This is a genomic window from Corallincola holothuriorum (assembly GCF_003336225.1).
Taxonomy (GTDB): Bacteria; Pseudomonadota; Gammaproteobacteria; order Enterobacterales; family Neiellaceae; genus Corallincola; species Corallincola holothuriorum.
On the sequence record NZ_QPID01000004.1, the window covers coordinates 274,283 to 286,964 of the forward strand.

Here is a 12,682-nt window from a genome sequence, read left to right on the forward strand (position 1 = left end):
TCATGTCAATTCTACTACTCATCATTATCGCCATTGCTGTGGTGCTTGGCGTGCCCGATTTTCGTAAGCAATTAGTTACTCGGCCTGTTTTCCGGGTTTTTAAACGTATCTTGCCACCCATGTCTACCACCGAGCGTGAAGCGATGGAGGCCGGTGATGTTTGGTGGGATGCAGAGCTGTTTAAAGGTAAGCCTGATTGGCGACAGCTGCACAATTACCCGAAGCCTTCGTTAAATGACGAAGAGCGCGCGTTTTTGGACAACCAAGTTGAGACTTTGCTGGCGATGCTCGATGACTACAGCATTGTTCATGAGCAAAAAGATCTGCCACAAGATGTTTGGGATTATCTTAAGAAAGAGGGCTTTTTTGCACTGATCATTCCCAAGTCATTCGGTGGTCGAGAATTCTCTGCGATAGCCAATTCTACTATTGTTTCAAAGATTGCATCACGTAGCTTGAGTGCCGCGGTGACAGTGATGGTGCCGAACTCGTTAGGCCCTGGTGAGTTATTGATGCACTACGGCACACAGCAACAGAAAGAGCGCTGGTTGCCAACCTTGGCTGATGGCCGTGACGTGCCATGCTTTGCGTTAACCGGTCCAGAAGCTGGTTCTGATGCGGGTTCTATTCCTGATTTAGGTATCGTTTGTAAGGGTGAGTTTGAAGGTAAAGAAACCTTAGGAATTATGCTCAACTGGAATAAGCGATACATCACGTTGGCACCGGTGGCGACGGTATTAGGTTTGGCATTTAAGTTAAGAGATCCCGATGGTCTAATGGGCGATCAGGAAGATCTTGGTATCACTTGTGCTTTGATCCCAACAGATCATCCCGGTGTTGAAACTGGACGCCGCCATAATCCGTTAGCATTGGCCTTTATGAATGGTCCTACAACGGGTAAAGATGTGTTTATTCCCCTTGATTGGATCATCGGTGGGCCAGATTACGCAGGCCGGGGTTGGCGTATGTTGGTTGAGTGCCTATCCGCTGGGCGTGGTATCTCTTTGCCTGCCTTGAGCGCCGCTTCAGGCCATCTGGCTGCGAAAATGACCAGTGCTTACGCTTATGTTCGCCGCCAATTTGGGATGTCGATCGGTCGCTTTGAAGGTATCCAAGAGCCGTTGGCGCGTATTGGCGCGTTTGCTTATAGTCTCGAAGCACATCGCCGAATGACTGCGGGGGCGATTGATTTGAACATTAGTCCGTCGGTTATTACCGCTATCTCTAAGTATCATATGACGGAGATGGCGCGAAAAGTGGTAGATGACGCCATGGATATCCATGCGGGTAAGGGCATACAGATGGGGCCTTTGAACTACCTCGGTAATGCCTATATGGGGATCCCGATTTCGATTACGGTTGAAGGGGCGAATATTCTGACCCGGAATCTGATGATCTTTGGTCAGGGGGCGACGCGTTGCCATCCTTATGTCTTCGCTGAAATGGAGGCCGCAGCTAACCCTGATGAAGGGGAAGGGTTAAATCAGTTTGATGGTTTGCTGGTAAAACACGTTGCTTACGCAGCGGGTAATTTCACACGGGCAGTGTGGCAAGGCATAACCGGGGCGCGTTTCAATGCTTCACCGGTGGCCGGAGAGACCAGCCGCTACTATCGTGATCTGACCCGCATGAGTACCGGCTTGGCTGTGGTGTCCGACATGGCGATGTTGGTACTCGGCGGTGAGCTTAAACGTCGGGAGATGATATCTGCTAGGTTGGGCGATATTCTTAGCCATCTGTACATGGCATCAGCGACATTGAAACGGTTCGAAGAAGATGGGCATCAGGTCAGTGATCTGCCGTTCGTGCATTACTGTTTGCAGCACCATCTGCATGCGATCGGTGTTGCATTTGATGGTTTCTTCGCTAATTTTAGTAACCCGATATTATCGACCATCTTGAAGCGCATTATTTTCCCTTGGGGGATCCGTTACAAGGCGCCGAAGGATAAAGTGGCTACGCAGATATGTAGCTCAATGCTCAAGCCTGGCGTGTTAAGAGAGCGCTTATCCCACCTTTGCTATGTCGGTGCCGGTGAGGACGACGCAACGGGCGTAATGGAACGTGCCTTTGTCGCTATGTTTGAATCTCAGTCTTTGGAAAAGCGTCTTGGTAATGCGCAGCGCGCTGGACGTCTACCTAAGCGGATACCATTTGCTGAATTAATCGAGCATGCGTTTGCCGCCAAACTGATTGATGACAAGGAAGCGGCACAGTTACGGGAAGCGGAAGCACTGCGTTACCATGCTATTCAGGTTGATAGCTTCAATGAGATGGGCGCTACGCAATCTCCAGCTGTTCCATTTAATGCAGACGCCGCTTAGCGCTTGCGGTTGTTCAATAGATAAAAAGAAGGCCGGTCTGAGACCGGCCTTCTTTTTGTTGAAAAGTTAAACCGAACTAAGCGGTCAAAATCTTCATTGTATTGGTGCTTCCCGATGTATTGGCGATATCACCTTTGGTCATAATGACCAGATCTCCAGGCTCGAGTAGACCGCGCTCTAGCAGTGTATCGAGTGCTCCACGTACCAAGGTATTTTCATCATGCTGTGCCATATCAAATGCTACCGGCTTAACACCACGGTAGAGCGCCATCACGTTGAGTGCAGCTGAGTGGCGGCTCATGCCATAAATAGGCAAATTAGAGGTAATACGGGACATAATGAGTGGTGTACGGCCGCTGTCTGTCAGAGCGACAATGGCTTTGACGCCTTCCATATGATTCGCAGCGTACATAGCAGACATCGCCGCGGTTTCTTGAGAATTTGTAAAAATCTCATTGATACGGTGACGACTAACGTTTACTCGAGGATGTTTTTCGGCGCCGATACAGACGTTAGACATCGCTGTGACTGTCTCTTCCGGGAACTTACCGGCGGCCGTTTCGGCAGAAAGCATTACGGCGTCTGTGCCATCAAGAACGGCATTGGCGACGTCCATCACTTCTGCACGGGTTGGCATCGGGTTTTCAATCATCGATTCCATCATCTGCGTTGCGGTGATCACCGTGCGGTCGAGTGCACGAGCTCTGGATATCATCCGCTTTTGGCAGCCCACCAGTTCAGGATCACCGATTTCAACACCGAGATCACCACGGGCAACCATGACACAGTCTGAGGCAAGAATAACGTCATCTAGCGCTTCTTCTGTGGCAACCACTTCTGCTCGCTCTACTTTTGCCACCATATGCGCTTTTAAACCGGCCGCTTCGGCCAGTTCTCGAGCGTAGTTCATATCTGCACCTGAACGCGGGAAGGATACCGCGAGGTAATCAACACCGATCTTCGCTGCAGTGACGATATCGGCCTTATCTTTATCGGTAAGAGCGGCAGCAGATAATCCACCCCCTTTCTTGTTGATACCCTTATTGTTGGATAGAGGACCGGCTACTGTGACGACAGTGTGTACTTTGTTTCCTTCGACGAGCGTGACTTCCAGCTGGACGCGGCCATCATCTAATAGCAGCAGATCGCCCGCGGTAACATCTTGAGGTAGTTCTTTGTAATCGAGTCCTACAGCCTCTTTGTTACCTTCACCCTTAGGCAGATCACTGTCTAAGGTAAATTTGTCGCCGATAGTTAAATGGATCTTACCCTCTTTGAAGGTTGAAACACGGATCTTCGGGCCTTGCAAATCACCTAGTATTGCCACATAGCGGCCGAGTTTTTTGGCTATCGCACGGACGTCATCGGCACGTTTGATATGATCTTCAGGACTACCGTGAGAGAAATTCATTCGAACAACATTGGCGCCTGCACGGATAATTTTTTCCAGGTTGCCGTCACGGTCTGTTGCTGGACCAAGTGTCGTTACGATTTTTGTTCGTCTAAGCATTGAAGGCTCCGAGATAACTGGTCAAGAGTACGTGGTGAATAATGGGGCAAAACACCATGAGATGATTTGCCCTTAGCCGTTAGCACAGTATAGATGTAAAGAAATTACAATTTTGTGCTGGGTGGAGTTGTTTATGAAAGATAGTAGGTTAATCGTATTCAGCTTTGTTAAAGCGAGATTGTTTCAGGCTCTCTTTCACTTTACGTAGATTGTCTCTGAATCGAGGGCCGCGGCGCAAAGTAAAGCCTGTTGCTAATACGTCAACTAAACAGAGTTGCGCCAATCTGGATGCCATTGGCATATAGATGTCAGTATCTTCCGGTACATCCATGGCAAGGATCAGGTTGGCTTCTTGTGCTAAAGGGGAGTCTTTGCTTGTAATGGCGATAACTGTGGCACCGCTTTCTCTGGCCAGCTGGGCTAACTCAACCAGGCTCTTCGTGCGCCCAGTGTGTGAAATCAGCACAATAACATCACCTTCGGCACTGTTAATGCAGCTCATACGTTGCATCAGTACATCTTCGAAGAAGACCACAGGAACGTTAAAGCGGAAAAATTTATTGGTTGCATCATGTGCAACACTGGCTGACGCGCCCAAACCAAAAAACGATATCTTGTTGGCTTGGGTTAAGATATCCACTGCGCGGTTAATCTGCGTTGCATCTAAGCTATTGCGAGCCGTATCTAGGCTGGCCATGGCAGTTTCGAAAATTTTTGAGGTGTAGGCGTCAGGCCCATCGCTCTCTTCAACGTGACGGTTAACGTATGGGGTGCCGTTGGCCAAACTTTGCGCCAGATGGAGCTTAAAGTCGGGGAAGCCTTTTGTGTCCAAGCGTCGGCAGAAACGATTGACTGTTGGCTCGCTGACATCAGCCAGTTTCGCCAGTGCTGCGATGCTGGAATGGATAGCGGTTTGTGGGGCCGCCAAAATAACTTCTGCTACTTTGCGTTCTGATTTGCTAAAGCCGTTTAAATTTTTGGAGATTTTTTCAAGGGTGTTCATACGTTATCAGCCATGTTGGGCCTATCGGCGTCGCTCATTAATTAATGTTTAGAATGAGAGCGACAAGCTTTAAAGTTTTTTTCTTACAAAAATGAAACTCTCTGTAACTCGCTCACTATAGGAATTTATAGGCATTTGGCGCTACTGCTAGGCACGTGTTGTTTGATCACTGTCAAACAACTTTGACTGTTTGGGGTAAATTTACGACAACTAAATTTTCATTTTGCTCGTAAAAAGCAGGAATCTCACAGTGAATTTAATCTAAAATACGCCGTCGAAACTAAGAATAAGAAATAATCGAGGAGCATCAATGACCTTAGCCCAACCCGATCAGCCTGTAGACTTGGTGCTGTTCGGTGCCCGTGGAGATCTGGTTCGCCGCAAATTGCTGCCGGCGTTGTACCAGTTAGAAAAGGCCAATGCTATTGCGACAGATACCCGTATTGTGGGCGTGACACGTGGCGATTATAGTCGTGAACAATACGTGGAGCTGGTTCATGATGCGCTGTCAGAGTTTATGAAAGAATCGATAGACGATGAGGTGTGGTCGCGTTTTCGTGTCCGTTTACATTATCTTAAGATCGATCTGACTAACCTCGCTGATTATGACCAGTTTAAAGCGTTTCTCGATCATGAAAAACGCGTAATGGTGAACTATTTTGCGGTGCCGCCGTCTGTGTTTGGAGAGATATCGAAAGGCCTGCATACGTCTGGATCCATCGGTGCTTCTACACGTGTCGTGGTAGAAAAGCCGATAGGTCATGACCTCGAGTCATCAAAAGAGATAAACGATGCGGTGGCGGCCTATTTTGATGAATCGCAGATATATCGTATTGATCACTATCTAGGTAAGGAAACCGTTCTTAACTTACTGTCGCTGCGCTTTGCCAACTCATTGCTGACGACCAATTGGGATCACAATACCATTGACCATGTGCAGATCACGGTAGCAGAAGAGGTCGGGATTGAAGGGCGCTGGGGCTATTTTGATCAAGCTGGTCAAATGCGGGACATGATCCAAAATCACCTCCTGCAAGTGCTATCTTTAATTGCGATGGAGCCGCCTGCAGATCTTGATGCAGAGAGTATCAGAACAGAAAAGCTGAAGGTGTTAAAAGCGCTCCGCCCGATCACCGCGAGAGATGTGGACGAGAAAACCGTCAGAGGCCAATATGGTCGCGGCTTTTTGCGCGGAAAACCTGTGCCTGGATACCTGGAAGAGGCTGGCGCAAATGCGGATTCAGCGACGGAGACATTTGTTGCGGTTAGAGCTGACATCGATAACTGGCGCTGGGCAGGTGTTCCTTTCTATCTGCGTACCGGTAAGCGTATGCCAGGTAAGCTCAGTGAGATCGTGATCCAATTTAAAGAATTACCGCATCATATTTTTAGTAACTATGACCATGTACCAGCGAATAAGCTCACCATCCGTTTACAACCGGATGAAGGTGTTGAGTTGAAGATGATGAACAAAGTGCCGGGTTTGGATGCGCGAATGAAGTTGCAACAAACGACACTTGATCTCTCTTTTTCTGAAACCTTTAAAGACGAGCGTATCGCTGACGCTTATGAACGTTTATTGCTGGAAGCGATGATGGGGAATCAAACCCTATTCGTTTGTCGGCAGGAAGTTGAGGAAGCGTGGAAGTGGGTGGATGGTATTATCGATGCATGGCAGTTGAGTAGTGATGCTCCCAGGAGTTATCAGGCGGGCTCGTGGGGGCCTTGTACTGCCATTGGGCTGATGACTAAGGATGGTCGAGCCTGGAACGAATAAATGAAGCGACCGACCTGTTTGTTGATGCAGGTCGGTCTTTTTTTCGCTTAGATCCGTTTTGATCTGGGCTTCAAAATTTTTGACCTGATATAGCTACAGGTTTTTACATTAGATCAGAGGAAAACTGCAACATGGCAGAGCAATACTTGGGCCTGATCGCCGACGTCGGCGGAACGAATATTCGATTGCAATTGGTTGATCTGGCGACGGGTACACGTAGCGAATTACGCAAATACCTATGTGCTAATTACCCCACCATTGTTGATGCCATTCAGCAATATCTAACGGATGCTGGTCAACCGCCAGTGACCCATGCTTGCATTGCTATCGCATGCCCAACGAATAACGATTGGATAGCGATGACCAACCATAGCTGGGCGTTTTCGGTGAAAGAAACACAAGCGACTCTGGGATGGCATGCACTGCATCTGATCAATGATTACACGGCCATCTCTATGTCGTTGCCACATTTGACTGACGAACAAAAAGTTCAGGTGGGTGGTGTTGAGGCCAAGTCAGGCGCACCCATTGCGGTATTCGGACCAGGCACCGGCTTGGGGGTTGCGCATTTGGTACAGCATGACAACTTCTGGATGAGTTTGCCGGGCGAGGGCGGTCATGTAGATTTTGCCCCTATTGATGAGGTAGATGCGCACATATTGGCATTTTTAAGTAAAAAATATGAGCACGTCTCAGTTGAGCAGCTATTGTCCGGTCCAGGCATTGTGCAGATGTATCAGGCTATCGCTGATATGAAAGGTGAGGCTGCTGTGTTCACTGATGCTGCAGAAATCAGTCAAGCCGGTATCGATGGTAGCTGTGCTGTCGCTCAATTAACTATGGAGCAGTTCTGCCGTGTTATGGGTAGTTTTGGTGGCAACTTGGCTCTCAACTTAGGTGCTTTTGGTGGTGTATTTATTGCTGGTGGTATTGTGCCGCGATTCATCGAGTTTTTGAAAGCCAGTGAGTATCGTCAGCGCTTTGAAGCGAAAGGGCGTTTCCGAGAGTTTAATGCTGGGATCCCGACGTTCGTCGTGACGGAAGAGCAGCCTGGCTTAGTTGGTGCCGCGGCCTATCTAATGCAAACGGTATAATTCTCTCTGAAACAGTTTGGGCTTGACTGAACCTCCGGTTAAGCCCACTCATCCAAGTTTAGTTTTTCTCTCGGCTTAGTTCATTTCCTCCTTCGTTTAGCCGTCCGGCCTCATCAAGTCAAAGTTATAGGCATCGCGTGTAAGAAACGTTGATGCTGAAGATCGCCAATGCTTGATTAACAGGCAATAAAAAACCGCGCCGTAGCGCGGTTTTTAGTCTGGAAGGGATGCTTACTTAGTGATGTGAGCAGCCAGGTCCAGAACCTTGTTTGAATAACCGATTTCGTTGTCGTACCAAGATACAACTTTTACGAACTTGTCGGTCAGAGCAACACCAGCTTTCGCATCGAATACTGAAGTCTGTACTTCACCGATGAAGTCTTGAGATACAACCTGATCTTCTGTGTAACCCAGAACACCTTTCAGAGCACCTTCAGAAGCTTCTTTCATCGCAGCACAGATCTGCTCGTAAGTTGCAGCTTCTTTCAGGTTAACAGTCAGGTCAACAACTGAAACGTTAGCAGTTGGGACGCGGAATGCCATACCAGTCAACTTGCCGTTCAGTTCTGGAAGAACAACGCCTACAGCTTTAGCTGCACCAGTTGAAGATGGGATGATGTTCTGAGAAGCACCACGACCACCGCGCCAGTCTTTCGCAGAAGGACCGTCAACAGTTTTCTGAGTAGCAGTAGTAGCGTGAACAGTAGTCATCAGACCGCTTTCAATGCCCCACTTGTCGTTCAGTACTTTAGCAACAGGTGCCAAGCAGTTAGTAGTACAAGAAGCGTTAGAAACGATGTCTTGGCCAGCGTAAGATTCGTGGTTAACACCCATTACGAACATTGGCGTAGCATCTTTAGAAGGACCAGTCAGAACAACTTTCTTGGCGCCAGCTGTGATGTGCTTACGAGCTGTTTCGTCAGTCAGGAAGATACCAGTTGCTTCAGCAACAACATCAACACCGATATCACCCCAAGCCAGAGCTTCAGGATCACGCTCAGCAGTAACACGAACAGTCTTACCGTTAACGATAAGGTTGCCACCTTCTACTTCTACGGTACCGTTGAAACGACCGTGAGTTGAGTCGTACTTCAGCATGTAAGCCATGTAGTCAACATCGATTAAGTCGTTGATGCCAACAACTTCGATGTCATTGCGCTCACAAGCAGCACGAAATACGAAACGACCGATACGTCCAAACCCATTAATACCGACTTTGATAGTCATAGAAATATTCCTAAACAGTTCAGGGGATAAAATTTGGTAGTAAAATTACAAAAAGCAGTCCCATCGTCAAGTAAATCAGCGTTTTTTGTTGCGCTGAGTCAAGTTTGACAATGAAATATAATTACACCTTTAAGTTGTAGCGATTAATATAGCGACCTAACTATAGACTATTGATCTGTGTTGGCTAGGTTCGACAAAACAAAAATCTCCTTGGTTTTTACGTTGGCACATAAGGCCAAGCCGATTTAGACTTACCCGTATATTTTTAACCGGCCGTTCGGTTCGACAATCAACAAAAAGGTTTGTTCGATGAATCAGGAACTTATTGAAAAGCTCTCGTTACTCAGAGGGGTTGAATCCAATTACGTGGATGCTTGGGGTAACCCCGCCACCGTTGATGCAAGCAGTAAAGCAGCGCTTTTATCTGCGATGGGGTATGCGACGGAGGATGACGCTAAGTTAGAGCAACAGTATCAAGCGAACCTCGCGTCGGTTTGGCAGAACATGCTGCCAAAGGTATTGGTTGTACGTAAGTCGGAAAGCTATCCGCTTGAATTACATCTGCCTATTGATGATTTGAAAGTGCCAGTGAACTGGACCTTAGAACTCGAAGATGGTGAAAAGCTTAAAGGTACCTTCACACCGCTTGATGGTCAGCTGGTTGGCTCAGAAACGATTGAAGGCGTTGAATACAAGGCGCTTAAGGTATTTTTGAAATTAGATGCCCCAATCGGTTATCACACCTTAGTTTTACGTAATGCAAAACGTAAAAAGCTGGCTGATACACGTTTCATTATTGCGCCACAGGCTTCTTTCATTCCTAATGAAATTGCATCTGGCAAGAAGGTCTGGGGCCCTAGCGTCCAGATGTATTGCCTGCGTAGTCAGCGCAACTGGGGTATTGGTGATTTCACCGATTTAACCTATTTGGTAGAGAATGTCGCCAAGGGCGGCGGTGATTTTGTCGGCTTGAACCCTATTCACGCGCTCTATCCAAACAATCCAGAAAGTGCGAGCCCCTATAGCCCATCTTCTCGTCGTTGGCTCAACGTGGTTTATATCGACGTCGAAGCAACACCTGAATATAACGCCAGCTCAGAAGCTCAGGCATTGGTTAATAGCAATGACTTCCAGTGGCGTCTAGGCGAATTACGCGGCAAAGATTGGGTTGATTACACTGGCGTCACTCAGTTAAAGCTTAAAGCCCTCCGTTTGGTCTTCAATACTTTCAAAGAAACAGTGCTGGGCAGCGGTAATGAACGTGAGCAGGCGTTCCAAGCCTTTGTCGCAGAGGGTGGCGAAAACCTGAGAGAGCAGGCGTTATACGATGCTCTGCAGGAGTATTTCTACGCCGACGGTATCAATGCATGGGGATGGCCGAGTTGGCCTGAAGAGTTCAACGAGTACCATAAGCCCGCCGTTGCTAAGTGGGCTAAAGCGAACCCTGATGAATTGAATTTCTACCTCTATTTACAGTTCTTGGCTGATGAACAGCTTGCGGCTGTTGATGAAAAGGCCAAAGGCCTTGGTATGGCGATGGGCTTGTATCGCGATTTGGCTGTTGGTGTCAGTGAAGGTAGTACTGAGATTTGGGCAAACCGTGATCTATATATCGCTGGTGCCGCGGTTGGCGCTCCACCCGATGTACTGGGTCCTTTAGGTCAAAACTGGGGTCTACCACCGATGGATCCTGGTAAGCTGATCGAGCAACAATATCAGCCTATGATCGATCTGTTCCGCTCTAATATGCGCTCATGTGGTGCGCTCCGAATCGACCACGTGATGGCTTTATTGCGCTTGTGGATGATCCCAGCCGGTAAAGACGCGAAGGGTGGGGCATATGTTTACTACAACATTCAAGATCTGCTCGGCATCTTGGCATTAGAAAGCCACCGCAATCATTGCGCTATTATTGGTGAAGATTTGGGTACTGTGCCTGATGGTATCAGTGAGACCCTGCAAGAAAATGGTGTGCATTCATATCGAGTGTTCTTCTTCGAGCAAGCTGAAGATGGCGGATTTATCTCGCCTAATCACTATCCTGTGCAGGCGATGGCTACGTTAACGACACACGATATGCCGACACTGATTGGTTTCTGGCATTGCGATGATCTGAAGTTAGGTAAAGAGTTGGGTCTTTACCCAGACGATAATGTACTGCAGACACTTTACAACGATCGTCATGAAAGTAAGCAGAAGATCTTGGATAGCCTGAAAGGACATCAGTCGCTGCCAGACTACATCTCTAACGATGTGAACTGGGTCGGTATGACCAGAGACCTGAACTATGGAATGCAAGTTCATATGGCGAAGGGAAGTTCTTCACTTCTCAGTTTACAGTTAGAAGACTGGTTAGAGATGGATAAGCCGGTTAACGTACCTGGAACAAGTACTGAGTATCCAAATTGGCGTCGTAAGCTCAGCAAAGATCTAGACAAGTTGTTTGCAGAGCATGATGTACAAGAGCTCATGAGCAAGCTGTCAGATGCGCGCCGTGGAGCCAGCAACTAAGGAAATTTAATCGCTTGCGATTACAACAGATAGCACCCCAGGAATATCCTCTGGATCTGGGGTTGCCATGGGACCAGCCCCTTGAGGGCTGGCCCGAACATCTCCTTGTCGAGATGGCCAGAGGTATTTCTCGTAACGTCGTTCGATTTATTCGCTGTAGAGAGCGTATCTACGCAGTAAAAGAGATAAACGAGAAGTTAGCGAAGCATGAATTTCAATTTCTTCGTGACCTGCAGGAGATGGATGCCCCTTCCGTCAAGCCTGTTGCGTTAGTGACTGAGCGCAGCGGTAAACCGAATTACGCTCTCGTCGTCACCCACTATTTAGATTTTTCTCAACCCTATCGCATCATGATGGCAGAGCAGCCATGGCATATCAGCTATGATGTGTTAATAGATGCAATGGCAGAGCTGTTTGTTTGGCTTCATCTTCAAGGTGTCTTTTGGGGGGATTGCTCCCTTTCTAATACTCTTTTTCGCCGAGATGCGGGCCGTCTCGCGGCTTATTTTGTTGATGCAGAAACAGCCGTTTCCTATGACCGGATTTCTGACGGTCAGAGAGAGCTGGATTTGATGATTGCCCAAACCAATGTTGCTGGCGAGTTGATGGATCTTGAAGCTGGCTTTGGTTTGCCTGGCGGTGTTGATCCGATCAAAGTGACAGAAGACATTTTGTCGAAATATCATAAGCTTTGGTCAGAAGTTAACCAACAAATTGAGTTTGGTGCCGAAGAACAGTACCAAGTCGAGCGTCGAATACAGAGATTGCATGATCTTGGTTACGATGTTGAAGAAATAGAGTTTGTTACCAGCGGTGAAAACGATAGGCTAAGATTACTGACAAAAGTCGTTGAACCTGGACACCATATTCGCAGACTGGAATCGTTAGTCGGAATTAAAGTTCAGGCAAATCAGGCAAGGCGCTTGCTGCATGAAATTACCCGTTTTATGCATCAATATAATCACCGGCGTGAAGAGCGCGGTAAAGATAAAGTGTCTGAAATGGTGGCGGCACATATCTGGTATGAAGAAGAGTACCTCTACATTTTGGATATGTTTCCCGACGAATATCGATCGCGAGATGACGATGCTGAGCTATATCATCAGTTACTCGAGCATCGTTGGTATGAATCAGAAAACCGTAAGCAGGACATAGGTATGAGAGAGGCTGTGCGCTCTTTTATTGCAAATGTTCTGGAAAAGACCTAGGAAAGTACGCCCAATAAGAGGAACAGGT

The 12,682-nt window shown here is 47.7% G+C and carries 8 protein-coding genes; 5 read left to right on the forward strand and 3 right to left on the reverse strand.

Annotated elements, in window-relative coordinates:
• Positions 1 to 2 precede the first annotated feature (2 nt).
• Positions 3 to 2,324 (forward strand): acyl-CoA dehydrogenase, encoded by a 2,322-nt coding sequence (locus DU002_RS08835; protein ID WP_114338005.1) that lies wholly within the window; start codon positions 3 to 5, stop codon positions 2,322 to 2,324.
• A 76-nt stretch (positions 2,325 to 2,400) separates the two neighbouring features.
• On the opposite strand, the gene pyk is transcribed toward DU002_RS08835, so the two are convergent.
• Both pyk and DU002_RS08845 read right to left on the reverse strand, forming a co-directional pair.
• Positions 2,401 to 3,834, reverse strand: coding sequence for a pyruvate kinase (pyk, locus tag DU002_RS08840; protein WP_114338006.1), 1,434 nt, complete (start codon positions 3,832 to 3,834; stop codon positions 2,401 to 2,403).
• Positions 3,835 to 3,982: 148 nt separating this feature from the next.
• Positions 3,983 to 4,837, reverse strand: a complete 855-nt coding sequence (locus DU002_RS08845) for a MurR/RpiR family transcriptional regulator (protein WP_114338007.1) — start codon at positions 4,835 to 4,837, stop codon at positions 3,983 to 3,985.
• Between the two features lie 310 nt (positions 4,838 to 5,147).
• Here DU002_RS08845 and zwf point away from each other — a divergent pair, with 310 nt between their 5' ends.
• Positions 5,148 to 6,614 carry a glucose-6-phosphate dehydrogenase gene (gene zwf, locus DU002_RS08850; protein ID WP_114338008.1) on the forward strand — a complete coding sequence of 489 codons (1,467 nt, stop codon included), beginning with the start codon at positions 5,148 to 5,150 and terminating at the stop codon, positions 6,612 to 6,614.
• A 131-nt stretch (positions 6,615 to 6,745) separates the two neighbouring features.
• Complete coding sequence (locus tag DU002_RS08855; protein WP_114338009.1) at positions 6,746 to 7,708, forward strand: glucokinase; 963 nt, start codon at positions 6,746 to 6,748, stop codon at positions 7,706 to 7,708.
• 231 nt (positions 7,709 to 7,939) lie between these two features.
• On the opposite strand, the gene gap is transcribed toward DU002_RS08855, so the two are convergent.
• Positions 7,940 to 8,935 (reverse strand): type I glyceraldehyde-3-phosphate dehydrogenase, encoded by a 996-nt coding sequence (gene gap, locus DU002_RS08860; protein WP_114338010.1) that lies wholly within the window; start codon positions 8,933 to 8,935, stop codon positions 7,940 to 7,942.
• Between the two features lie 309 nt (positions 8,936 to 9,244).
• Between gap and malQ the strand changes: the two genes are divergently transcribed.
• Together malQ and DU002_RS08870 are read left to right on the forward strand one after the other, a co-directional pair.
• A complete protein-coding gene (gene malQ / locus DU002_RS08865; protein WP_114338011.1) occupies positions 9,245 to 11,446 on the forward strand; it encodes a 4-alpha-glucanotransferase in 2,202 nt (733 codons plus the stop codon).
• A 14-nt stretch (positions 11,447 to 11,460) separates the two neighbouring features.
• Complete coding sequence (locus tag DU002_RS08870) at positions 11,461 to 12,654, forward strand: DUF4032 domain-containing protein (protein ID WP_114338012.1); 1,194 nt, start codon at positions 11,461 to 11,463, stop codon at positions 12,652 to 12,654.
• Positions 12,655 to 12,682: the final 28 nt, after the last annotated feature.

What these genes read in the sequence shown, in the direction of transcription:
- DU002_RS08835 (WP_114338005.1), top strand. Translation starts at nt 3, where the DNA reads ATGTCAATTCTACTACTCATCATTATCGCCATTGCTGTGGTGCTTGGC.
- pyk (WP_114338006.1), bottom strand. Translation starts at nt 3,834, where the DNA reads ATGCTTAGACGAACAAAAATCGTAACGACACTTGGTCCAGCAACAGAC.
- DU002_RS08845 (WP_114338007.1), bottom strand. Translation starts at nt 4,837, where the DNA reads ATGAACACCCTTGAAAAAATCTCCAAAAATTTAAACGGCTTTAGCAAA.
- zwf (WP_114338008.1), top strand. Translation starts at nt 5,148, where the DNA reads ATGACCTTAGCCCAACCCGATCAGCCTGTAGACTTGGTGCTGTTCGGT.
- DU002_RS08855 (WP_114338009.1), top strand. Translation starts at nt 6,746, where the DNA reads ATGGCAGAGCAATACTTGGGCCTGATCGCCGACGTCGGCGGAACGAAT.
- gap (WP_114338010.1), bottom strand. Translation starts at nt 8,935, where the DNA reads ATGACTATCAAAGTCGGTATTAATGGGTTTGGACGTATCGGTCGTTTC.
- malQ (WP_114338011.1), top strand. Translation starts at nt 9,245, where the DNA reads ATGAATCAGGAACTTATTGAAAAGCTCTCGTTACTCAGAGGGGTTGAA.